Origin of the sequence: Pseudomonas cremoricolorata (genome assembly GCF_000759535.1) — a bacterium.
In the GTDB taxonomy this organism is placed as follows: domain Bacteria; phylum Pseudomonadota; class Gammaproteobacteria; order Pseudomonadales; family Pseudomonadaceae; genus Aquipseudomonas; species Aquipseudomonas cremoricolorata_A.
The window spans coordinates 4,326,894-4,350,915 of the sequence record NZ_CP009455.1 but is presented as its reverse complement, the minus strand read 5'-3'; the positions used below and the strand labels follow the sequence as shown (position 1 = coordinate 4,350,915).

Annotated in this window: 16 protein-coding genes and 1 pseudogene; 10 read left to right on the top strand and 7 right to left on the bottom strand. The window is 64.0% G+C overall.

Annotation, left to right across the window (positions count from 1 at the left end; translation table 11 throughout):
* Nucleotides 1-414: 414 nt before the first annotated feature.
* Nucleotides 415-2,343 carry a transglycosylase SLT domain-containing protein gene (locus LK03_RS19645; RefSeq protein ID WP_038414217.1) on the bottom strand — a complete coding sequence of 643 codons (1,929 nt, stop codon included), beginning with the start codon at nt 2,341-2,343 and terminating at the stop codon, nt 415-417.
* A gap of 222 nt (nt 2,344-2,565) precedes the next feature.
* Here LK03_RS19645 and LK03_RS19640 point away from each other — a divergent pair, with 222 nt between their 5' ends.
* Nucleotides 2,566-4,497, top strand: a complete 1,932-nt coding sequence (locus LK03_RS19640) for an ATP-binding cassette domain-containing protein (protein WP_038414213.1) — start codon at nt 2,566-2,568, stop codon at nt 4,495-4,497.
* A 55-nt stretch (nt 4,498-4,552) separates the two neighbouring features.
* On the opposite strand, the gene LK03_RS19635 is transcribed toward LK03_RS19640, so the two are convergent.
* Nucleotides 4,553-4,996: a universal stress protein gene (locus LK03_RS19635; RefSeq protein ID WP_038414211.1), complete on the bottom strand. Its 444-nt coding sequence runs from the start codon at nt 4,994-4,996 to the stop codon at nt 4,553-4,555.
* A gap of 108 nt (nt 4,997-5,104) precedes the next feature.
* Here LK03_RS19635 and LK03_RS19630 point away from each other — a divergent pair, with 108 nt between their 5' ends.
* The 7 genes from LK03_RS19630 to LK03_RS19600 all read left to right on the top strand — a co-directional run bounded on the left by LK03_RS19630 (nt 5,105) and on the right by LK03_RS19600 (nt 13,381).
* Nucleotides 5,105-5,542, top strand: a complete 438-nt coding sequence (locus tag LK03_RS19630; protein ID WP_038414209.1) for a hypothetical protein — start codon at nt 5,105-5,107, stop codon at nt 5,540-5,542.
* A gap of 514 nt (nt 5,543-6,056) precedes the next feature.
* Nucleotides 6,057-8,204: a fatty acid oxidation complex subunit alpha FadB gene (gene fadB, locus LK03_RS19625; protein WP_038414208.1), complete on the top strand. Its 2,148-nt coding sequence runs from the start codon at nt 6,057-6,059 to the stop codon at nt 8,202-8,204.
* A gap of 30 nt (nt 8,205-8,234) precedes the next feature.
* Nucleotides 8,235-9,410 carry an acetyl-CoA C-acyltransferase FadA gene (gene fadA / locus LK03_RS19620; protein WP_038414206.1) on the top strand — a complete coding sequence of 392 codons (1,176 nt, stop codon included), beginning with the start codon at nt 8,235-8,237 and terminating at the stop codon, nt 9,408-9,410.
* Between the two features lie 75 nt (nt 9,411-9,485).
* Nucleotides 9,486-9,737 carry a DUF1653 domain-containing protein gene (locus tag LK03_RS19615; protein ID WP_038414204.1) on the top strand — a complete coding sequence of 84 codons (252 nt, stop codon included), beginning with the start codon at nt 9,486-9,488 and terminating at the stop codon, nt 9,735-9,737.
* 100 nt (nt 9,738-9,837) lie between these two features.
* Nucleotides 9,838-12,447, top strand: a complete 2,610-nt coding sequence (gene topA, locus LK03_RS19610) for a type I DNA topoisomerase (RefSeq protein ID WP_038414203.1) — start codon at nt 9,838-9,840, stop codon at nt 12,445-12,447.
* A 131-nt stretch (nt 12,448-12,578) separates the two neighbouring features.
* A complete protein-coding gene (locus LK03_RS19605) occupies nt 12,579-13,097 on the top strand; it encodes a DUF6586 family protein (protein WP_038414197.1) in 519 nt (172 codons plus the stop codon).
* 50 nt (nt 13,098-13,147) lie between these two features.
* Nucleotides 13,148-13,381 (top strand): hypothetical protein, encoded by a 234-nt coding sequence (locus LK03_RS19600; protein WP_038414196.1) that lies wholly within the window; start codon nt 13,148-13,150, stop codon nt 13,379-13,381.
* Between the two features lie 63 nt (nt 13,382-13,444).
* Here the strand turns inward: LK03_RS19600 and sulA are convergent, their stop codons facing one another.
* Both sulA and lexA read right to left on the bottom strand, forming a co-directional pair.
* Nucleotides 13,445-13,921 carry an SOS-induced cell division inhibitor SulA gene (gene sulA, locus LK03_RS19595; protein WP_038414194.1) on the bottom strand — a complete coding sequence of 159 codons (477 nt, stop codon included), beginning with the start codon at nt 13,919-13,921 and terminating at the stop codon, nt 13,445-13,447.
* A 14-nt stretch (nt 13,922-13,935) separates the two neighbouring features.
* Complete coding sequence (lexA, locus tag LK03_RS19590) at nt 13,936-14,544, bottom strand: transcriptional repressor LexA (RefSeq protein ID WP_038414192.1); 609 nt, start codon at nt 14,542-14,544, stop codon at nt 13,936-13,938.
* Between the two features lie 246 nt (nt 14,545-14,790).
* Here lexA and LK03_RS19585 point away from each other — a divergent pair, with 246 nt between their 5' ends.
* On the top strand, nt 14,791-15,504 hold the full coding sequence (locus tag LK03_RS19585) for a TetR/AcrR family transcriptional regulator (RefSeq protein ID WP_038414190.1): 714 nt from the start codon (nt 14,791-14,793) through the stop codon (nt 15,502-15,504).
* A gap of 51 nt (nt 15,505-15,555) precedes the next feature.
* Complete coding sequence (nagZ, locus tag LK03_RS19580; protein ID WP_205621250.1) at nt 15,556-16,545, top strand: beta-N-acetylhexosaminidase; 990 nt, start codon at nt 15,556-15,558, stop codon at nt 16,543-16,545.
* 94 nt (nt 16,546-16,639) lie between these two features.
* Here nagZ and LK03_RS22070 read toward each other — a convergent pair whose 3' ends face one another.
* The 3 genes and pseudogenes from LK03_RS22070 to mfd all read right to left on the bottom strand — a co-directional run bounded on the left by LK03_RS22070 (nt 16,640) and on the right by mfd (nt 23,993).
* Complete coding sequence (locus tag LK03_RS22070; protein WP_081951648.1) at nt 16,640-19,957, bottom strand: DEAD/DEAH box helicase; 3,318 nt, start codon at nt 19,955-19,957, stop codon at nt 16,640-16,642.
* 2 nt (nt 19,958-19,959) lie between these two features.
* Nucleotides 19,960-20,532 carry a CsiV family protein gene (locus tag LK03_RS19570; RefSeq protein ID WP_038414188.1) on the bottom strand — a complete coding sequence of 191 codons (573 nt, stop codon included), beginning with the start codon at nt 20,530-20,532 and terminating at the stop codon, nt 19,960-19,962.
* Nucleotides 20,533-20,542: 10 nt separating this feature from the next.
* Nucleotides 20,543-23,993, bottom strand: a pseudogene (gene mfd / locus LK03_RS19565) (transcription-repair coupling factor).
* Between the last annotated feature and the right edge of the window lie 29 nt (nt 23,994-24,022).

Below are 24,022 nucleotides of genomic sequence, written 5' to 3'. Positions count from 1 at the left end.
CCATCGTGATTGACATTGACGCCAGCACTCAATCCTCTGCAGCGACAGCTGCGATGCCCCAGGCGCGCTAAGGCTCTTGTACCTCAATCCTCCAGGCGACACAGATCGCGACTGTAGCCGGCCGGAGCGGAGGTGTTCGAAGGGGCGTGCGCGTCAGCGCACCCGAGGCGTAGCCGAGGACGCGAGGTGTTAGGGTTGCGCAGCAACCCTTGCCCGCGGCGCCCCGTAGAGCACCGGAGCGCAGGGGACCCGGAACGGAGCGAAGCGCAGTGCAGGGCCGGCTAGTGGAGCATGGGGTTTTGCCTACTTTTTCCCAAAAAAGTAGGTCGCCGCCAGGCGAAACCGGGCCGTCAGCACAACTACACAGTCATCGACCCTGCACGTTCAAAGCCGACAACTCTCAACCCCGCCACCTCACAAATCATCAAAATACCGCTCATGCCAATCCACCAACGGCTGCGGCGAATTGAGCTTCTGCCCGTAGATCACCGAGTACGACAACACGTTCTGCACATACTGCCGGGTCTCATCGAACGGAATCGACTCCACCCACACATCGAAGCTCAAATGCTTGGCCCCGCGCAGCCACTGTCGAACCCGGCCCGGCCCGGCGTTATAGGCCGCCGAAGCCAGCACGCGGTTGCCATTGAACTGGCTATGCACCTGACTCAGGTAGGCGGCGCCAAGCTGGATATTGGTGTCAGGGTTGAGCACCTGAGCCGGGGAGGCCAGCGGAATGCTGAACTTGCGCGCAGTTTCCTTGGCCGTGGCCGGCATCAGCTGCATCAGGCCGCTGGCGCCGACACCAGAACGGGCATCGTCCATGAACGCGCTTTCCTGGCGGGTGATGGCGAACACCCAGCTCGAATGCAGCCCGCGCACCTTGGCTTCACGCACCAGGGTGTCGCGGTGCGCCATCGGGAAGCGAATGTCCAGATCGTCCCAGTACTGCGCCTGGCTGATGGTGCGGATCGCCGGGAAGTACCAGCGCAGTTCATAGGCCAGGCGCGCCTGGGCGACCATTTCGTCGCGGTTGAAGTGGCGGCTGACGTGGTACCACTCGCGGCGACCGTCGACGATCTGCCCACGGGCATGGAATTCCAGGGCGCGGCGCACCCCTGGGGTGTTGCGCACCTTGTTGACCAGTTGCTGGCTCAGCACCAGCGGCTTGTTGTTCAACTGGTACGGGGTCTGCGCCCGGTCGGCGGCGAGGAAGCCATAGAAATCACGCTCGCGGGCCACGGTCTTGTACAGCGCCGGCACTTGCGGGTTGTTCGGCTGGGCCAGTTCCAGGCTGCGCGCCTGCCAGTAGCGCCAGCGGTTGCTGGCGGCCAGTTCCGGCGGCAGGCGGCGGGTCAGGTCGTAGGCGTCCTGCCAGCGGCCCAGGCGCAGCAGCAGGCGCATGCGCCATTCGCTGACCGTGTCGTCACGCAGGTCGGGGTCGTAGCCGGTCATCAGTTGCAGCGCGCGTGGATCGTAGCGGCGCGCCAGGGTCAGGCCGATCTCGCGGGCGATGGCGACTTTTTCGTCGCGCGAGAAGTGCATGCGCTGGGCGTAGTCGTCGAGCATCGCCATGGCCCGTTCCGGATCCTGCCGGGCCAAGCGCCGCAAACCTAGGCTGACGATGTCGGACATCGCCTCGGTGGCAGGCATGAAGCGCGACGGCTGGTTGAGCAGTTCGGGCTTTTGCGCCACCTCGATCAGCAGCTTGCCCTGGCTGTTGAGGGTGGCAAGGCCGTTGACCAGGCTGTTGGCGAGCGCGTAGTTACGGGTCTGCGCGGCGAGTTTCAGGCGCTCCCAGCGCTTGGCCTCGGTCAGCTGACCCTCGGCGGCCCACATGCCGAACAGCACATCGCAGGCGGCCGGCTGTGACTTGCCGACATGCCAGAGTTTTTCTGCCGTGGCCAAGCCCTCGGCGCGCTGGCCATGGCTGAGCTGGTACTGGCCGTTGAGGCAGTCGAGTTCGGTGAAGTTGAGCTTGGGGCTGTAGTAGCGGGCGAAGGTGTCCCATTCGCCACGTTCGGCCAGCCAGCGCAACCAGCGCAGTTTCATCCAGTTGGCCTGGGGCAGGTCGCCGTGGGCGGCGAGGAAGGCTTCGATTTCCTGGTTGCTGGCCGATTTCAGGCGCGCGGTCAGTTCGTCGTAGGCCAGGTACGGCGTCAGCGGATAATCGCTCAGGGCCTGGGCGTAACGCTGGTACGGGCCTTTGTCGCCCTTGGCCAGGGCGCGTTTGGCCTCATCGTAGTACTGGCGCTGCTGAGTAATGTCGGTGGCCTGGGCGGCGCTGGTGATGGCGGCGCCGAGCAGCAGGCAAGAGATGATCGGGAACAGGCGGCTGCGCATGATACGTCCGTGCAGTTGAACCATGGAAAAGTGGCGGCGTAGCCAGCACTGTGGGGTGACAGGCGCCTAGCTTAGCCGTTTGCCGGGGCTGGGTGAAAGCTCCGCACGGCTGCGTCCGGGTTCTGGACGGGCGGTGGGTGCGGCGGGCCGCGACTGCGCGTCCGGCGCGTGCCGCCTGGCGTCAAACCGGGTAGAATGCGCGCCCGCTTTCTGGAGACGACCATGACCCTTCTCAAATTCAGCGATGTGTCCCTCGCGTTCGGCGCCATGCCGCTGCTCGACAAGGTGTCCTGGCAAATCGCCCGTGGCGAGCGGGTGTGCATCATCGGCCGCAACGGCACCGGCAAGTCGAGCATGCTGCGCCTGGTCAAGGGCGAGCAAAAGCCCGACGACGGCGAGATCTGGCGCAGCCCGGGGCTCAAGATCGGCGAACTGCCGCAGGAATTGCCCGTGGCTGACGGGCGCAGCGTGTTCGATGTCGTCGCCGAGGGGCTCGATGGCGTCGGCGCGTTGCTCGCCCAGTACCATCACCTGAGCCAGAACATCCACAGCGACGCCGACCTGGACAAGCTCATGCACGTCCAGCACGAGCTCGAAGCGCGCGACGGCTGGCGCTTGCAGCAACTGGTCGACAGCACCCTGAGCCGCCTGCAACTGCCGGCCGACAAGACCCTCGCCGAGCTCTCCGGTGGCTGGCGGCGTCGCGTGCTGCTGGCCCAGGCGCTGGTTTCCGAGCCTGACCTGCTGCTGCTCGACGAGCCGACCAACCACCTCGACATCGGTGCCATCGCCTGGCTCGAAGAAGCCCTCAAGGGCTTCGGTGGCGCCGTGCTGTTCATCACCCACGACCGGTCCTTCCTGCAGAACCTCGCCACCCGCATCCTCGAGCTCGACCGCGGTGGGCTGATCGACTGGAACGGCGATTACGCCAGCTTCCTGGTGCATAAAGAGGCCGCGCTGGCCGCCGAGGAAACCGCCAACGCACTGTTCGACAAGCGCCTGGCCCAGGAAGAAGTGTGGATTCGCCAGGGCATCAAGGCCCGCCGCACCCGTAACGAAGGCCGCGTGCGTGCGCTCAAGGCGCTGCGCGTCGAGCGCGGCGAGCGCCGTGAGCGGCAGGGCAAGGCCAACATCCAGATCGAAGCGGCAGAAAAATCCGGCAAGCAGGTCATGCAGCTGGAAAACGTCAGCTTCGCTCACCCTGGTGGGCCGCTGCTGGTCAAAGACTTCTCCATGGTCCTGCAACGTCAGGACCGTATCGGCCTGCTGGGCGCCAACGGCACCGGCAAGACCACCCTGCTGAAGATGATGCTCGGCGACCTTGAGCCGGTCAGCGGCCGGGTCGATCGCGGGACCAAGCTGGAAGTGGCCTATTTCGATCAGCTGCGCCATCAGCTCGACCTGGAAAAGACCGTCATCGACAATCTTGCCGAAGGCCGCGACTTCATCGAGATCGACGGGCAGAGCCGGCACGTGCTGAGCTACCTGGGCGACTTCTTGTTCAGCCCGCAGCGTGCCCGCACCCCGGTCAAGGCGCTGTCCGGTGGTGAGCGCGCACGGCTGCTGCTGGCAAAACTGTTCAGCAAGCCGGCCAACCTGCTGGTGCTCGACGAACCGACCAACGACCTCGACGTCGAGACCCTCGAGCTGCTGGAGGAAGTGCTTTCCAACTACAAGGGTACGGTGCTGATGGTTAGCCACGACCGGGCCTTCCTCGACAACGTGGTCACCAGCACCCTGGTCTTCGAAGGCGAAGGGCGTGTGCGTGAGTACGTCGGCGGTTATGAAGACTGGATTCGCCAAGGCGGCTCGCCGCGCCTGCTGGGCGTGACCGAGAGCAAGGGTGGCAAGTCCGAGCTCAACAGCGCGGTGGTGGCGAAGGTTGCCGAGCCGGCGCCCGCTGCGGTTGCGGCGGTGGCCGAGGCCGATGGTAGCAAGAAGAAGCTCAGCTACAAGCTGCAGCGCGAGCTCGAGCAGTTGCCGCTGCAGATCGATGCGCTGGAGCAGAAAATGGCGGCCGTGCAGGCCGAGATCGCTGATGCGGGGTTCTACCAGCGGCCGATTGGCGAAACCACGGCGGTGCTGGTGCAACTGGAGCAGTTACAGGCTGAGCTCGATGGGCTGGTGGAGCGTTGGGCCGAACTGGAAGGCTGACGGCAGGAACGGTTGCTGGAGAAGCTGCGGCGCCCCGATGAGCGCCGCCCGATGATCACTCTGCTTTTTTCTGCAGACTCACGGCCAGAACATCGCATGGCGCACCGTGCAGTACGTCATTGGCTGTCGAGCCCAGCAGCAGCGCCAGGCCGTGGCGGCCGTGGCTGCCGACGACGATCAGATCGCACTGTTTCTCCTTTGCGAAATGATGAATTTCCTGGCGTGGCTGACCGTAGACGAGGTGAGAGGCGCCTTGCTTGATGTCAGGGTATTTGGCGAACAGGTGGGCCATGCGCTCCTTGGCCTGATCGAACTGCTGTTGCTGCAACTGCGACAGGTCCATCGGCACGTCACCGCCGAAGGCCATCGCCATCGGTTCGACGATGTGCACCAGCGACACCTTGGCGCCGTTCGGCCCGGCAATGGCCATGGCGCGTTTGATCACCGGGTCGCACTCTTCCGTCAGATCGACGGCGACCAGAAGATGGGTATAGGACATGAGCGGCGCTCCTGACAGTCGGGGTAATGGAAGTATGGTCGCTTTCGAGCCGCTTGCCGCAATCGGCACTGGCACGCTCATTCGCAACGCTTCAGGGGACGTACAGATATGACTTTCTGGCTAGTGGTGTCAATCCTCGGGCTGATCTTGAGCCCGCTGGCCTGGCTACGCCCTTCGCGCAAGCAGAGCCGGCAGATGGACCTGCGGCTTGAAGGGCGGCGGGCGGGCCTGGCCATGCAGCTGGCGCCGCAGCAGTGGCCGCACTGGCTGGAAAAGCAACCCCCCAGCCCCTGCCCGCAGTATCACCGTGGACGCCGCGCCGGGCGGCAGGATGCCTGGAGCTACTGGCAAGTCAGCCCCGGCGTGTGGTGGAACCAGTGGCGTGAGGAATGCAGCCAGGCGCACCTGCTGAGCGTGTTCGCCACCCTGCCTGAGAGCGTCTACAAGGTCGAAGCCGACCCGCGCATGATTGCCCTGTACTGGGGCGAGCGTGGCGACGAGGGCGTGGTGGAGTCCATCAAGCAGGCCCTCGATACCCTCGCCTGAAACATCTGGCTACCCAATAGTTAGACCCGCATAACGACATCGCGGGGCCGCAGCGTTCGCCGTCATCAATCATTGATCGAAACGGCGAACGCTGCGGCCCCGCGATGCGTTCTGCTTGCGCAGAAAGGCCAGGCAGGCCGGAAGCCACCAGACTATAGCCGTTGTTTGGCAACTGCAGGGTGTCGCTGCAGCGTTTGCCACATTGGCGTGGTCCCATGCTCTGTGTGAATGCCCGGTGATCAGCGTTGCGCAGGCGGGAACCGAACGGCTACAAACTGACTGCAAGGTCGCCATTTCCCCAGCGCGTCGGGCATTTGACAACCCTGCACATTTCGCAGAATCTGTGCCGACCCAAATCAAACGGGCGTATGAATTGAGCGTTTGTCTCTGAAGACGCTTGTACAGAATCCCGAACAGCCTGCTGGCGGGTGTGCCTGGTAAACGCGGCGTCATGGCCGCGGTTCTCCAGAGACCAGTGGGTACAGTTCAGCTTCCATATCGTGGAGATCAGTTGATGATTTACGAAGGTAAAGCCATCACGGTTAAGGCTCTTGAAAGCGGCATCGTCGAACTGCAGTTCGACCTCAAGGGTGAGTCCGTCAACAAGTTCAACCGTCTCACCCTCGAAGAATTGCGTCAGGCCATCGAGGCCATCAGTGCCGATGCCTCGGTCAAGGGCGTGATCGTCAGCAGCGGCAAGGACGTGTTCATCGTCGGCGCCGACATCACCGAGTTCGTCGACAACTTCAAGCTGCCCGAAGCTGAGCTGGTCGCCGGCAGCCTGCAGGCCAACCGCATCTTCAGCGCCTTCGAAGACCTCGCGGTGCCCACCGTCGCCGCGATCAATGGCATCGCCCTGGGCGGCGGTCTGGAAATGTGCCTGGCTGCCGACTACCGAGTCATGGCCAGCAGCGCCAAGATTGGCCTGCCGGAAGTCAAACTGGGCATCTACCCAGGCTTTGGCGGCACCGTGCGCCTGCCGCGCCTGATCGGCCCGGACAATGCCATCGAGTGGATTGCCGCCGGCAAGGAAAACGGCGCAGACGATGCCCTCAAGGTCGGCGCGGTAGACGCCGTGGTGGCGCCCGAACTGCTCCAGGCTGCGGCCCTCGATCTGGCCAAGCGCGCCATTTCCGGTGAGCTGGACTTCAAGGCCAAGCGCCAGCCCAAGCTCGACAAGCTCAAGCTCAATGCCATCGAGCAGATGATGGCGTTCGAAACCGCCAAGGGCTTCGTCGCAGGTCAGGCCGGGCCGAATTACCCGGCCCCGGTCGAGGCGATCAAGTCGATCCAGAAAGCGGCCAACTTCGGCCGTGACAAGGCCCTGGAAGTCGAGGCCGCAGGCTTCGCCAAGCTGGCCAAGACCTCGGTCGCCGAAAGCCTGATCGGCCTGTTCCTCAACGACCAGGAGCTCAAGCGCAAGGCCAAGGCCCACGACCAGATCGCCCGCGACGTGCAACAGGCGGCTGTGCTCGGTGCCGGTATCATGGGCGGCGGCATCGCCTACCAGTCGGCGGTCAAGGGTACGCCGATCCTGATGAAGGACATCCGCGAAGAAGCCATTCAGTTGGGGCTCAACGAAGCGTCCAAGCTGCTCGGCAATCGCGTGGAAAAAGGCCGCCTGACTCCAGCGAAGATGGCCGAAGCGCTCAATGCGATTCGCCCGGTGCTGTCGTATGGCGACTTCGCCAACGTCGACATCGTGGTCGAAGCGGTGGTCGAGAACCCCAAGGTCAAGCAGGCCGTGCTGGCCGAGGTCGAAGGGCAGGTGAAGGAAGACACCATCCTGGCCTCCAACACCTCGACGATCTCCATCAATCTTCTGGCCCAGGCGCTGAAACGTCCGGAAAACTTCGTCGGCATGCACTTCTTCAATCCGGTGCACATGATGCCGCTGGTGGAAGTGATCCGTGGCGAGAAGTCCAGCGATGTGGCCGTCGCCACCACCGTGGCCTACGCCAAGAAAATGGGCAAGAACCCGATCGTGGTCAACGACTGCCCGGGCTTTTTGGTCAACCGCGTGCTGTTCCCGTATTTCGGCGGCTTCGCCCGGCTGGTCAGCGCCGGTGTCGACTTCGTGCGCATCGACAAGGTGATGGAGAAGTTTGGCTGGCCCATGGGCCCGGCGTACCTGATGGACGTGGTCGGTATCGACACCGGTCACCATGGCCGCGACGTCATGGCCGACGGCTTCCCGGACCGCATGAAGGACGAGCGCCGCTCGGCGATCGATGCCTTGTACGAGGCCAAGCGCCTGGGCCAGAAAAACGGCAAGGGCTTCTACGCCTACGAGACCGACAAGCGCGGCAAGCCGAAGAAAGTCGCCGACCCGAGCGTGCTCGATGTGCTTAAACCGGTGATCTACGAGCATCGCGAGCTGAGCGATGACGACATCATCAACTGGATGATGATCCCGCTTTGCCTGGAGGTCGTGCGCTGCCTGGAAGACGGCATCGTCGAAACCGCCGCCGAGGCGGACATGGGCCTGGTCTACGGTATTGGCTTCCCTCCCTTCCGCGGCGGTGCGCTGCGCTACATCGACTCGGTCGGTGTTGCCGAATTCGTCGCCCTGGCCGATCGCTATGCCGACCTGGGGCCGCTGTACCACCCGACCGCCAAGCTGCGCGAAATGGCCGCCAGCGGCCAGCGTTTCTTCAACTGAGCGGTCAACAGCTAGAGCGAGAGATTTGATATGAGCCTGAATCCAAGAGACGTGGTGATCGTCGACTTCGGTCGTACGCCCATGGGCCGCTCCAAGGGTGGCATGCATCGCAATACCCGCGCCGAAGACCTGTCGGCGCAACTGATCACCAAGGTGTTGGAACGCAACCCCAAGGTCGATCCGAAAGAAGTCGAAGATGTCATCTGGGGCTGCGTCAACCAGACCCTGGAACAGGGCTGGAACATCGCCCGCATGGCCTCGCTGATGACGCCGATTCCGCACACCTCGTCGGCGCAGACCGTCAGCCGTCTGTGCGGCTCGTCGATGAGCGCGCTGCACACCGCGGCCCAGGCGATCATGACCGGCAACGGTGACGTGTTCGTCATCGGCGGTGTCGAGCACATGGGCCATGTGAGCATGATGCATGGCGTCGATCCCAACCCGCACCTGTCGCTGCACGCGGCCAAGGCCTCGGGCATGATGGGCCTGACCGCGGAAATGCTCGGCAAGATGCACGGCATCAGCCGCGAGCAGCAGGACCAGTTCGCCCTGCGCTCGCACCAGCTGGCGCACAAGGCCACGGTCGAGGGCAAGTTCAAGGACGAGATCATCCCCATGCAGGGGCATGACGCCGACGGTTTCCTCAAGGTCTTCGACTTCGATGAAACCATTCGTCCGGAAACCACCCTGGAAGGTCTGGCGGCGCTGAAGCCGGCCTTCAACCCCAAGGGCGGCACCGTGACGGCAGGCAGCTCCTCGCAAATCACCGACGGCGCCTCGTGCATGATCGTCATGTCGGGGCAGCGCGCCATGGACCTGGGCATCGAGCCGCTGGCGGTGCTGCGTTCGATGGCAGTGGCCGGTGTCGACCCGGCGATCATGGGTTACGGTCCGGTGCCGGCGACGCAGAAAGCGCTCAAGCGCGCGGGTCTGAGCATCGCCGACATCGACTACTTCGAGCTCAACGAAGCCTTCGCTGCACAGGCCCTGCCGGTACTGAAAGATTTGAAAGTGCTCGACAAGATGAATGAGAAGGTTAACCTGCACGGCGGCGCAATTGCCTTGGGCCATCCGTTCGGTTGCTCAGGTGCGCGAATTTCCGGCACCTTGCTCAACGTCATGAAGCAGAACGGCGGCACCTTGGGCGTGGCAACCATGTGCATCGGCCTGGGTCAGGGCATCACCACTGTGTTCGAACGCGTCTGATCGCGTCGTTGTCACAGCAGCCGGGGCCTAGTGCCCCGGTTTTTGTTTTTCACGCAGTTTCAGCAGGAGTGTCACATGCAGGTACAACCAGGCATTTACCGTCATTACAAAGGGCCTGAGTACCGCGTATTCGGCACCGCAAGGCATTCGGAGAACGAAGAGTGGGTGGTCGTCTACCAGTGCCTGTATGGCGATTTCGGCCTGTGGGTGCGGCCGCTCGCGATGTTTCTCGAGACCGTCGAGGTTGACGGTGAGCAGGTGCCGCGCTTTGCTCTGCTGACCGCTGAAGCAGGGCGTTTTGACCTGCCGCCTGCGACCGAGGCCTAGACGACTGCGCTTGACCTCACTCTGTCGCCACTATATATAGCGGTGCCGCGTCCGGCACCTGGCGCGTTTTTCATCTTCAGATTCAGGAATATTCCGATCCATGGGCAAATCGCTGGTCATTGTGGAATCCCCGGCCAAGGCCAAGACCATCAACAAGTACCTGGGCAGCCAGTACGTGGTGAAGTCGAGTATCGGCCATATCCGCGACCTCCCCACCAGCGGTTCGGCTAGCGCCTCCAAGGAGCCGGCCGCCAAACGCGGCAAGGCCGCGCCCGACGCACCGGTACTCACGCCGAAGGAAAAGGCCCGTCGCCAGCTGGTGGCGCGCATGGGCGTCGACCCCGAATCGGGCTGGAAGGCCAAGTACGAAATCCTTCCCGGCAAGGAAAAGGTCATCGACGAACTGCGTCGTCTGGCCAAGGATGCCGACACCATCTATCTCGCAACCGACTTGGACCGCGAGGGGGAGGCCATCGCCTGGCACCTGCGCGAGGCCATCGGCGGCGATGACACCCGCTACAAGCGCGTGGTGTTCAACGAAATCACCCAGAAAGCCATTCAGGAAGCGTTCTCGCAACCGGGCGAACTCGACATCGACCGCGTCAATGCCCAGCAGGCGCGGCGCTTCCTCGATCGCGTGGTGGGCTACATGGTCTCGCCGCTGCTGTGGGCCAAGATCGCCCGCGGCCTCTCGGCCGGGCGTGTGCAGTCGGTGGCGGTCAAGCTGGTGGTCGAGCGTGAGCGGGAAATCCGCGCATTCAACCCTGAGGAATACTGGGAAATCCACGCCGATCTGAGCAGCGCCAAGAACGCCAAGGTGCGCTTCGAAGTGGCGCGGCACAACGGCGAGGCCTTCAAGCCGCTGAACCAGGCCCAGGCCATGGCCGCCCTGGACGCCCTCAAGGTCTCCAGCTACAGCGTCAGCAAGCGCGAAGACCGCCCGACCAGCAGCAAGCCGTCGGCGCCATTCATCACCTCGACCCTGCAGCAGGCCGCCAGCAACCGTCTGGGCTTCGGCGTGAAGAAGACCATGATGATGGCCCAGCGCTTGTATGAGGCCGGCTACATCACCTACATGCGTACCGACTCGACCAACCTGTCGACCGATGCCGTGGAAATGGCCCGCAGCTATATCGAGCGCGAATTTGGCAGTCAGTACCTGCCCGCAGCGCCGATCGTCTATGGCAGCAAGCAGGGTGCCCAGGAGGCGCACGAAGCGATTCGTCCGTCCGAGGTCAATACCCACCCAAGCAAGCTCAGTGGCATGGAGCGTGATGCCGAGCGCCTGTACGAGCTGATCTGGCGCCAGTTCCTGGCCTGCCAGATGCCACCGGCGCAGTACCTGTCCACCAGCATCACCGCGGTGGCCGGCGACTTCGAGCTGCGGGCCAAGGGCCGCATCCTCAAGTTCGATGGTTACACCCGTGTGTTGCCGCAACAGAGCAAGCCTGGCGAAGACGACGTGCTGCCGGAAATGGCCCAGGGCGAGGCGCTGAAGCTGCTCGAACTCGACCCCAGCCAGCATTTCACCAAGCCGCCGGCGCGCTTCACCGAAGCCAGCCTGGTCAAGGAAATGGAAAAACGCGGTATCGGTCGTCCTTCGACCTATGCGGCGATCATTTCCACCATCCAGGACCGCGGTTACGTGACCCTGCACAATCGCCGCTTCTATTCCGAGAAGATGGGCGACATCGTCACCGAGCGTCTCTCGGAAAGCTTCTCCAACCTGATGGACTACGGCTTCACCGCCGGCATGGAAGAGAACCTCGATGACGTCGCCCACGGCGAACGCGACTGGAAGAACGTCCTCGACGAATTCTATGGCGACTTCAGCCAGAAGCTGCTGACCGCTGAAGCCAACGAAAACGGCATGCGTGCCAACCAGCCAACCCTGACCAACATTGCCTGCAAGGAATGCGGTCGGCCGATGATGATCCGCACCGCGTCCACCGGTGTGTTCCTCGGTTGCTCGGGCTACAGCCTGCCGCCCAAGGAGCGTTGCAAGGCCACGGTCAACCTAGTGCCGGGCGACGAGATCGCTGCCGACGACGAGGGCGAGTCCGAGTCGCGGGTGCTGCGCGCCAAGCACCGTTGCCCAATCTGTGCCACGGCCATGGATGCGTACCTGCTCGACGAGAAGCACAAGCTGCATATCTGCGGCAACAACCCGGATTGCCCAGGCTACGAGATCGAGGAAGGCAGCTACCGCATCAAGGGCTACGAAGGCCCGAGCCTGGAATGCGACAAGTGCGGCAGTGAGATGCAGCTCAAGACTGGCCGCTTCGGCAAGTTCTTCGGTTGCACCAACCCTGCGTGCAAGAACACCCGCAAGCTGCTCAAGAGCGGCGAAGCGGCGCCGCCGAAGATGGACAAGGTGGAGATGCCTGAGCTCAAGTGCGAGAAGGTCGACGACACCTACGTACTGCGTGACGGTGCATCCGGGCTGTTCCTGGCGGCCAGTCAGTTCCCCAAGAACCGCGAGACCCGTGCGCCGCTGGTCAAGGAGATCGTGCCGCACAAGGCTGAAATCGATGCCAAGTACCACTTCCTCTGTGATGCACCGCAGCACGATCCGGAAGGTCGTCCGAGTGTGATTCGCTACAGCCGCAAGACCAAGGAGCAATACGTGCAGACCGAGGTCGAGGGCAAACCCACGGGCTGGAAGGCCTTCTACGACGGCAAGACGTGGAAGGTCGAAGACAAACGCTGAGCGTGAGCTGAGCAGTCCAATCGGGGGCAAGCGGGGAAACCTGCTTGCCCCCGATGCGTTTGCGCTTGCCGCCGCCTGGCGATGTCGCTGACACTGCGGCTCTGACCTTATCCATTCAGGGAATCCCGTCCATGGCCCAGGAACGCTACACCCGTACCAATCAGAAACTGTTCTTCGCCGGCCTGGCGCTGGAATCGATGGCCAAGGCGCAGCAGAGCCGCGCGCTCAATGCCCAGGGCCTGGTTCAGGCGGAGCGCGAGGCGGCTGTGTTTCACCTGTACGGCGCACTGCTGGGGTTGTGTCACGAGATTGCAGGCTTTTATCGCCTGGAGGAGGGCGGTCGCGATGCCCGTGCGTTGTTGAACGACTCGGCGCTGCGCGAACTGCGCATCCCGGAAATGGCCGAAATGCTCGAACTGGCCGCGCAGCGGGAAACCTGGCTGGCGCGTTTGCTCAATGCTTATGAAGATTTGTTCCGACCGCCGGTCGCGGTGAAAGTCGCCAAGGGTGACGTTACCCAGCCGCTGATCCAGGCCGTGAACCTGGATGAGCCAGAGTCGCCAACGCTTCGCCATGAGCAATTGCAGGAATGGCGCAGCCAGCTCAAGGACGTTGTGCGACGTTTTCGTGACGCGTTGAGTGAGTGCTGATCCCGGCAGTGGCTGTTACAATGCACGCCTTTAGTGGAGAACAGCCCTTTATGTCAACGTCGTTTCTTGAAATTGTCGAGTTGCCGGATGGCCGCATCGAGCTACGCCGCGCCGAAGATGAAGGGTCATTGGTGACCTTGAGTTTCTCTGAAGACGCCAAGGTATTTCTGCAAGGACAGCACGTCGAAGTCGCCAAAGCCATGCTCAGCGTGGGCGTGCAGATGGCTGGCCGTTTGGTCGAAGGCGAACTCGAGCGCGAAGAAGGCCCCCGCGTACTGCACTGATCGTGCGTGGCGCTCAAGGGGTTGGAAGGTGATTCATTCAGCGATACAGGCAAAGCCTGGACATCAGCCGATGCGGATGTTCAGGCTTTGTGCGTTTCCGGCACTGGCAGAGCGGATCAGCAGTTGGCGGGCAGAGGCATTGAGGCTGCCAAGCCAGCTGACCACAGTGTGGCTACGGCCCAGGCGCAGCGCTTCTGCGGCCAGGTGCAGGGCGCTTTGACCGGTGCGTGGTTGCAGCAGCAGGATGCGTTCACGGTTAAGCCCGGCATGGCGCAGCCAGGCCTGAGTCAGGCTGGCAGGAGGCGCGATGAGGGTCAGCCAGCGGGTGTCATCTTCTTCGCTGAGCTCTCTGAGTACCGGGGCCAACAGGCTGTGGCAGGGGCCCGACGCACCGCGCAGGGTCAGCTCGCTGAACAGGTCGGGCTCGAAGTACTCTCCGGCCGGTTCGCGGACCTTGAGGCCGGGCAGCACGGGCTGGGCCAGAAAGGCTTCGAACAGTGACAACTGGCTGTGCTCGGGTGCGTGGGTGGATGTCTGCATCAGGGGTTCCTCGATCAGCGGCGAATCACGCCAACACTCAGGCCTTCGATGACCAGTTCCTGATCCTTCAGGTCGACCTCGATGGGCGCAAATTCAGGGTTTTCTGCAATCAGCCAGACCTTGCTGCCTTCGCGCTTGAAGCGCTTGACCGTGACTTCGTCGCCGATACGCGCGACGACAATCTGGCCGTTGCGGGCCTCACGGCAGGTGTGCACGGCGAGCAGGTCACCATCGAAAATGCCGATGTCCTTCATGCTGGTACCGTGCACCCGCAGCAGATAATCGGCACGCGGATTGAAGAAGTCGGGGCTGATGTTGCAGGATTGCTCGATATGCTGTTCGGCGAGAATCGGCGCGCCGGCGGCGACCCGGCCGACGATCGGCAGGCTGGAGTCTTCAGGCTTGGCCTCAAGGCCAGGAATGCGAATGCCGCGGGATGCGCCCGGGGTCATTTCGATGGCGCCCTTGCGGGCCAGGGCCTTGAGATGTTCTTCAGCCGCATTCGGCGACTTGAACCCCAGCTCCTGGGCGATTTCAGCGCGGGTAGGGGGAAAGCCATTGTCTTCGAGGCAGCGTTTGATGAAGGCGAGGATCTCGGCTTGGCGTGGCGTCAGTTTCAACATGGCGGGCGCTCTGTCTTTTTATCCAGTGACTGGGATTATATACAGTAGTTGGGCGGCTGCAAGCGTCCTGTGCCATCGGCATGGCACGATGCGCTGTGAGGCCGAGGGACAAGCAGGCGTACAGGTTAGCGAGCCAGGCCTCGAAAGGGGTGTCAGATAACGACCGGTCAGTCACCGATCCTTGACAGGCGGTAGACTGAAACGTATGTTTCAAACAACTGTTTGTCTGGCGAGTGGAATCAGGTAATGGCCCAATCCGAAACCGTTGAACGCATTCTCGACGCTGCCGAGCAGCTGTTCGCGGAACGAGGCTTTGCAGAAACCTCGCTGCGGCTGATTACCAGCAAGGCCGGGGTCAACCTGGCGGCGGTAAATTACCACTTCGGCTCGAAGAAAGCGCTGATCCAGGCGGTCTTCTCGCGTTTTCTCGGGCCGTTCTGCGCAAGCTTGGAACGTGAGCTGGAGCGGCGCCAGGCGCGCCCCGAGCTCAAGCCGAGCCTCGAAGAGCTGCTGGAAATGCTGGTCGACCAGGCCCTGGCGGTACAGCCTCGCAGCAACAACGACCTCTCCATCTTCATGCGCCTGCTGGGCCTTGCGTTCAGCGAGAGCCAAGGTCACCTGCGACGTTACCTGGAAGACATGTACGGCAAGGTGTTCCGCCGTTACATGCTGTTGGTCAACGAAGCCGCGCCCCGTATTCCGCCACTGGAGCTGTTCTGGCGCGTGCATTTCATGCTCGGCGCCGCCGCGTTCAGCATGTCCGGAATCAAGGCTCTGCGCGCCATCGCCGAGAACGATTTCGGCATCAATACCTCGATCGAGCAGGTGATGCGCCTGATGGTGCCGTTCCTCGCTGCCGGCATGCGCGCCGATACCGCCGTCAGCGATGCCGCCATGGCCGACGCGCAATTGCGCCCACGCAGCAAACCGGTCAACCCGCCTGCGCCAGCCAAGGCGTAGACCTTGCGTTTCAATTCTTCCTGTCTTCAAGGATTTCCTATGACTGCCTGCCTGCAAGGCTCCCTGATGGTGGATATCGACGGCCTGTGGCTGACCGCCGAAGACCGCCACCTGCTTCGTCAGCCGCAAGTGGCCGGCCTGATCATCTTCGCCCGCAACATCGACAGCCCGCGTCAGGTGCGTGAGTTGTGCGCGTCGATTCGCGCCATCCGCCCCGACCTGATTCTGGCGGTGGATCAGGAAGGCGGCCGGGTGCAGCGCCTGCGCCAGGGCTTCGTGCGCCTGCCGGCCATGCGCAGCCTGGCCGAGTACGACAACGCCGAGTACCTGGCCGAGCAGTGCGGCTGGCTGATGGCCACCGAAGTGCTGGCGGTGGGGCTGGACCTGAGCTTCGCGCCGGTTCTGGACCTCGATCACCAACGCAGTGCCGTGGTCGGCACCCGCGCCTTCGAGGGTGATCCGCAGCGCGCCACCGCCCTGGCCGGTGCTTTCATCCGCGGCATGAACGCTGCCGGGATGGCTGCCTGTGGCAAGCATTTCCCTGGCCATGGCTGGGCCGAGGCCGACTCGCATGTCGCCATTCCTACCGACGAGCGCAGCCTCGAGCAACTGCGCCAGGCCGATCTGCTGCCGTTCAAGCACCTGAGCGGACAGCTGGCCGCCGTGATGCCGGCGCATGTCATCTATCCCCAGGTGGACAATCAGCCGGCCGGATTCTCGCGGCGTTGGCTGCAGGACATCCTGCGCGGCGAGCTGGGCTTCACTGGAGTGATTTTCAGCGATGACCTGTCGATGGCCGGTGCCCATGTGGCGGGCGATGCCGCCAGTCGGATCGAAGCCGCCTTGAGCGCCGGGTGCGACATGGGGCTGGTCTGCAATGACCGCGCCGCCGCCGAACTGGCCCTGAGCGCCGCCCAGCGCCTGCAGGTACAGCCCTCACCCCGCATCGCCAGCATGCGCGGTCGCGGATTCCCCCGCACCGACTACCGCGAACAGCCCCGCTGGCTCCAGGCGTTGGAGGCACTGCGCCGCGCGCAGTGAGCGGCGAGCCATAAGCAGCAAGCTCAGGTTAGGCTCTGACTTGCAGCTTGCAGCTTGCAGCTTGCAGCTTGCAGCTTGCAGCTTGCAGCTGCCCCTACCGCGCGCGCCGCGGCGGTAGCGGTGCGAACAGCGCCTCGATATCGTCGTCGCTCATACGCCATTGCCCGGCCTGCTCGTCACCCAGCAGGCCTGCGGCCAGCGCGGCCTTGTCTTGCTGCAGTTGCTGAATCTTTTCCTCCACCGTGCCGCGGGTGATCAGCTTGAAGACGAACACGGGCTTGTCCTGGCCGATGCGGTAGGCGCGGTCGGTGGCCTGGTTTTCGCTGGCCGGGTTCCACCAGGGGTCGTAGTGGATCACCGTGTCGGCGGCGGTCAGGTTCAGTCCAGTGCCCCCAGCCTTGAGGCTGATCAGGAACACTTCGCTGTCGCCGTTCTGGAAGGCCGTCACCGGCGCGCGGCGGTCGCGGGTGTCGCCTGTGAGCAGGCTGTAGCGAATACCACGCTTGACCAGCGCCTGCTCGATCAGTGCCAGCATCGAGGTGAACTGCGAGAACAGCAAGATTCGCCGTCCTTCACTCAGCAGCTCGTCGAGCATCTGCAGCAGGCTGCCGAGCTTGCCGGTCTCGTGCTGGGCGGGCTTCAGTTGGCTGCTCTTGACCAGGCGCAGGTCGCAGCACACCTGGCGCAGCTTGAGCAGCGCATCGAGAATGACGATCTGGCTGCGCGCCGCACCGTTGCGGGCGATCTCGTCACGCACTTTCTCGTCCATCGCCACGCGCACCGCTTCATAGGTATCGCGCTGGGCATCGCTGAGCTCGACCCAGTGAATCATCTCGGTCTTGGGCGGCAGGTCGCGGGCGACGTCTTCCTTGGTACGGCGCAACAAAAACGGCCTGATGCGCCGGGCCAGGTGGGCCATGCGCTCAGTGTCGCCGTGGCGCTCGATGGGTGTACGGTAGTCGCGGTTGAAAGCTTTCTGATCGCCGAGCCACCCTGGCATGAGGAAGTGGAACAGCGACCACAGCTCGCCCAGGTTGTTCTCCACCGGTGTACCGCTCAGGCAGACACGCTGCTGGGCCTGCAATTCTCGCAGCGCACTGGCGGCCTTGCTGGTGCTGCTCTTGATGTTCTGCGCTTCGTCGAGCACCAGCACATGCCAGGGTTGCCCGCGCAGGTGTTCGAGGTCGCGTGGTACCAGGGCGTAGGTGGTGAGCACCAGGTCGTACTCGGCAAGCTGTGCGAAATACTTGCTGCGGCCTGGGCCGTGCAGGCTGAGCACGCGCAGGTCGGGGGCGAAGCGCTGCGCTTCGTCGATCCAGTTCGGCACCAGGCTGGTGGGCAGCACGACCAGGGCGGGTCGCTGCAGGCGCCCGGCCTGCTTCTCCAGAAGCAGATGGGCCAGAGTCTGCAAGGTCTTGCCCAGGCCCATGTCATCGCCCAGCACGCCGCCCACACCTAGCTCACGCAGCGCCTGCAGCCAGTTCAGGCCCTGCTGCTGGTAAGGTCGCAGGCTGGCCATGAGTCGCTCAGGGGGCGCTACTTCCAGTTCGCGCGCATCACGCAGGCGCTGGCCAAGGGTGCGCAGCGCTTCGCCGCCTTGCCATTTCAGCGGCAGCGCGTCGAGCTGGTTGAGGCGCGCGGCGTCAGCGCGATCCAGGCGGATCTGCCCATTGCCGGGATCGTCGCCGTGGAACAGATCGCCCAAGGTCGCCATCAGCGTGCGCAGGCGACCGTAGGGCAGGGCGACACGCATGGCCGGGCCTTCCGGGCGATGCTGGTTGAGATCGACCAGCAGGTGATCATCGTCGCCACGCCGTGCCAGTTCGCCCTGGCGCAGCAGTTCCGGGTTGCTGCGCAGCAGTTGCAGGACGATGGGCAGCAGGCTATGGCGTTGGCCATCGACGACGATGCCTAGCTCCAGGTCGAACCATTCGCGGCCCGAGGCTTCGTCGATGTCGGCATACCAGTCCTCGACGCTGTGTAGGTTGAACGAGAAGTCGCGCTGCACGTCGATCACCCATCCCGCTTCGCGCAGGCGTGGCAACGCCTCGCGGGACACCTTCAGCCAGGCTTCATCGTCAGGCAGTTGCAGCATCTCACCAGCGCTGTCGGGCAGCGCCTTGCTCTGGCGTGTGGCAGGTTTGAAGCCAAGGTCTCGCAGCTCCTTGCGCGCAGCGTTTTCCGCCTTCGGCTGGCGCTCGATGCGCTGGCTGACGGCATCCTGCAGGCGGGTCAGCGGTTTGTCGCTACTGCCGCTGGCGCGCACGCCCAGGTAGTCGAACGACAGCGCTGCGCGGTGCTGCATCTGCCGCTGCATGCGTCCGGTCTTGGTGGCGTAGGCGCTGAACTCGATGCTGCCCAAGGTCAGGTGCGGTACCGGCTGCACGTCATCGAGGCGCTCACTGCGTACCTGGGTAGGGGTCGGCACCTGACGATTGAGCGCGTTGAGGCGATGGCTCAGCGGCACGATCAAATGCTCGGGCACGCTCGGCGCCTGGGACAACTGCGTAGCGATGAAGGGGTCGAGCTCGTGCTCAAGCTTGCCCAGCAGGCGCTGTTGGCTGTCGAGGTAGAACAAGGGCGCCAGCGGTAACACCTGTTCGAGCGCGCTGTCACCCTCGAACCAGGCGCCCCGGTAGTGACCGCTGTCACTGCGCAACCAGCGAAACGCTGCGCTGCGCGCGGGGCCTGGGGTCAAGGCTGGCAACTGCGGTGCCCACAACAGGCGCCCGGTTGCCAAGGCGTATTCGAGGATTTCCGCGCCTTCGGCGCCATGCAGGGCAATCCTTGACTGCAATGTGCCATGTGGGCGGTGGCTTTCCAGCAGGCGCAGCAGGCGTTTATCGCCGTCGCTCACATAACGCGGTGGGTAGTAGACCAGTTCGGGCAGCGACTTGACCGGGGTCAGCTCCAGCTCGCCGGCGCTGTCGAGCACACCTTTGTGCACCTGCAGGTAGCACTGAGGATCATCCATCCCGACCTGGTAATACAGCGCCCGTCCCTTGCTGTCGGGTCTGGCGGCATCGCTGCTGGTCGGGTTCTCCAGGCCGGTCATCCAGGAGTTGAGCTCCGGCGGCAGTTGCTGCGACGGATCATCGCCGGCACTGGCCTGGGCCTGCGCCTGCAAGGTGTACAGTGCCGCAGCACTGTGCTTGCAGTTGCCTTGCACCGGGCAACTGCACCGGCAGATCAACCGCAGGCCAGTCGGCTGGGCGATGAGGTTGATGGACTGCTGGTAGAACTCGGCCCCCGAGCCTTCGCAGCGGGCGATGATCGACAGATCGTCGATCTTGATGAGCCTCGATCGGCCCTGGCGAGCGTACTCGGCGCCGCGCTTCAAGGTCCGTGGATCGAACTGCTCGGTCCAGGTGTCGGAGTGACGAAGCAGGGTCAGGGCGCGCGGCTCGGCCACCGTCACTGCTCCAGCAGGTCAGTATCGACCGGCGCCGGTTGCCGACCGCCGACGGGGGTGACCTTGAGCAGCAGCGCCAGATGACCACCGTCGAGGAAGTTGAGCTGGGCGCGTTTGACGTTGGCGTTGCTCTGGCGGAACTGTTCGCTTTCGATCACCCGCCCATTGCCGTCGAGCTGGTTGACCCAGAAGCGCGCCTGGGCCGCGATGAAGCGACCTTCGGCAAGGCTCAGCGTGCCTTCGATGGGGAAGCGGCCATAGCTCGATTCGCCGCCACTGAGGGCGATCAGGCTCGGCTGCGCGCCAAGCGATTGCTCCCACGACTTATGCAGCAGCACGCTGTACTCAGGATTGCCTTGCAGGCGCTCGAGCTCGCCGTTGAGCCGGCCTGGGCGCTCGGCGTCGGCCGCAAGCGGCGTGGCGCCCTCACGCCAGTGGGCGGGGGCGGGGGCGCTGGCCTGGGCGGGCACGGCATTCTGCCTGATCAACATCATCTCGACCTGATACAGGCCGTCAGCGCTGGCGAGGGGGGCAGCGAGGGCCAGCAGCAGGCTCAGGCAACGAATGGCACGCATGGAGATTCCTTCAGGCAGTCGGTGGTGTCAGGCGCTCGAACAGCGCCTCGAGGGTCGAGAAGCGCTCGTCGGCGCGTTCCATCGGTACGAGGAAGCGGAACTGCGTGGCGCCCTCGAACTTGTAGCGCTTGGGCTGGCCCTGGATCAGCTTGATCAGGGTCAGCGGATCGACCGGCGTTTCGGCCTCGAACTCGATCTTGCCGCCGTTCGGCCCGCCATCGACTTTCTTGATGCCGAGTTTTTCGGCCTGCAATTTCAGCAGGGTCAGGCGAATCAGGTTCTTGGTCGGCTCCGGCAGCAGGCCGAAACGGTCGATCATTTCCACCTGCAGATCTTTGAGGCCTTCCTCGTCGGCGGCCGAGGCGATGCGTTTGTACAGGATCAGCCGGGCATGCACGTCCGGCAGATAATCCTCGGGGATCAGCGCCGGCAGGCGCAGGTTGATCTCCGGGCCGCCGCCCAGCGGCTGCTCAAGGTTGGGCTGGGTGCCCTTGCGAATGGCCTTGACCGCCCGTTCGAGCATTTCCATGTACAGGGTGAAGCCGACTGCCTGAATCTGCCCGCTCTGGCCCTCGCCGAGCAGCTCGCCGGCGCCACGGATTTCCAGGTCGTTGGTGGCCAGCACGAAGCCTGCGCCCAGGTCCTGGGTGTTGGCGATGGCTTCCAGGCGTTTTTCCGCATCGGCACTGACCTGCTGGCGCGGTGGGGTGAGCAGGTAGGCATAGGCCTGGTGGTGACTGCGCCCGACCCGGCCACGCAACTGGTGCAACTGGGCCAGGCCGAACTTGTCGGCGCGTTCGATGACGATGGTGTTGGCGCTCGGCACGTCGATGCCGGTTTCGATGATGGTCGAGGCCACCAGCACGTTGAAGCGCTTGTGGTAGAAGTCGCTCATCACCTGTTCCAGCTCGCGCTCGCGCATCTGCCCATGGCCGATACCGATGCGCGCCTCGGGCACCAGCGCGGCGAGGTCATTGGCGCATTTCTCGATGCTTTTGACATCGTTGTGCAGGTAGTACACCTGGCCGCCGCGCAGCAGCTCGCGCAGCAACGCTTCCTTGATGGTGCTGTTGTTCTGCTCCATGACGAAGGTGCGCACCGACAGGCGCCGTGCCGGCGGGGTGGCGATGATCGACAGGTCGCGCATGCCAGCCACGGCCATGTTCAGCGTACGCGGAATCGGTGTGGCGGTGAGGGTCAGGATGTCGACCTCGCTGCGCAGCGCCTTGAGCTGTTCCTTCTGGCGCACACCGAAGCGGTGCTCTTCGTCGATGATGACCAGGCCCAGGTCCTTGAAGCGCACGTCGTCCTGCAACAGCTTGTGGGTGCCGATGAGAATGTCGATCTTGCCGTCGGCAAGCTCGGCTGCAGCGGCCGCCACATCCTTGGCCGACTTGAAGCGACTCATGACCTCGACTTTCACCGGCCAGTCGGCGAAGCGGTCGCGGAAGCTGTTGTAGTGCTGCTGGGCGAGCAGGGTGGTGGGCACCAGCAGGGCCACCTGGCGGCCGCTGTGCACGGCGATGAACGCCGCGCGCATGGCCACCTCGGTCTTGCCGAAACCGACGTCGCCACAGACCAGGCGGTCCATGGGTTTGGCGGCCAGCATGTCCTGGCGCACCGCTTCGATGGCCGACTGCTGGTCGGGGGTTTCTTCGAACGGGAAGCCGGCGCTGAAGGTGGCGTAGTCCGCCGCAGGGTCGGCAAACGCGTGGCCCACCCGCGCGGCGCGGCGGGCATAGATGTCGAGCAGCTCGGCAGCGACATCGCGGACCTGCTCGGCCGCCTTGCGCTTGGCCTTCTGCCAGGTTTCCGAACCGAGCCGGTGCAGCGGCGCCAGGGCATCGTCACTGCCGGTGTAGCGGGCGATCAAGGTGCAGGTTGGCCACCGGCACGTAAAGCTTGGCGCCTTCGGCATATTCGAGGGTGAGAAATTCTGCGGCCTGGCCGTCGATTTCCAGGGTCGCCAGGCCCAGGTAGCGGCCCACGCCATGGTCGATGTGCACCACCGGCGCGCCTTCGCGCAGCTCGGTGAGGTTCTTGATCACCGCATCGTTGGCCGCTTCGCCGCGTTTCTCGCGGCGCCGGCGCTGCATCACGCGCTGGCCGAACAGCGGGCTTTCGGCAATCAGCGCCAGCTCAGGGTCTTGCAGTTGCAGGCCATCGTCCAGCGGCGCGATGGTGATCGCCAGGCGTGCGGCGCTGCTGACGAACTCGGCCCAGCTCTCGACGTTCTGCGGGCGCAGCTTGAGCCGCTCCAGCAGCTCGAGCAGCACTTCGCGCCGGCCCGCCGATTCGGCGGTGAACAGCACCCGGCCGGGGAACTGCTCGAGGAACTGCGAGAGCGCCGCCAGGGGCTGGTTGGCCTTGGCTTCGATGGCAAGATCCGGCAGGCGCTGGGTGGCGAACTGCTGGCGGCCGGCGCCGCTGCCGACATCCTCGCTGCTGACCACCACACGCGGCCATTGCTTGAGCCGGGCGAAGCAGTCTTCCACCGGCAGGAACAGCTCGGCCGGCGGCAGCAGCGGCCGGCTCAGGTCGCCGCGGCGGTCTTCATAGCGCCCGCGCACGTCGTTCCAGAAGGTTTCGGCGGCCTGCTCGACACCGGGCAGGGAAAACACCTGGGTGTCGCCTGGCAGGTAATCGAACAGGGTGGACGTTTCTTCGAAGAACAGCGGCAGGTAGTACTCGATGCCGGCCGGGACGATGCCGCTGGCCAGGTCCTGGAAGATCGCGCTGCGGCGAAAGTCGACGTCGAAACGCTCGCGGAAGCGTGCCTTGAAACGCGTCACCTCGTCTTTTTGCATGGGGAATTCGCGCGCCGGCAGCAGGCGAATCGAGTCGACCTTGTCGATCGAGCGCTGGGTCTCGGGGTCGAAGGTGCGCAGGGTTTCGATCTCGTCATCGAACAGGTCGATGCGGTATGGCTGGCGGCTGCCCATGGGGAACAGGTCGATCAGCGCGCCACGCACGGCGAATTCGCCGTGTTCGTACACCGTGTCGACGCAGCGGTAGCCGCTGGCTTCCAGGCGCCCGCGCATCTGCTCGACGTCGATCTTCTGGCCGACATCCAGCACCAGGCTGCTGCCGAGCAGAAAACGCGTCGGCGCCAGGCGATGCAGGGCCGTGGTGATCGGCACCACGAGAATGCCGTGGTCCAGTTCCGGCAAGCGGTAGAGGCTGGCGATACGCTGGGAAATGATGTCCTGGTGTGGCGAGAACAGGTCGTAGGGCAGGGTTTCCCAGTCGGGAAAGGGCAGTACCGGCAACTGCGGGGCGAAAAAGCGCAGTTCCTGTTCCAGACGATCGGCGGCCTGGCTGTCGGCGGTCAGCAGCAAGGTGAAGCGACCAGCACTGCTGGCCGCCTCGGCAATGGCAAGGCTCAGGGCGGCGCCCTGCAGGTTGCCCCAGGTTTGTTTGCCGGCTGTTGCCGACATTTTCGGAAGGCGCAGAACTGACACGGGAGATCGGACTCCAAGCGTTGCGGCAA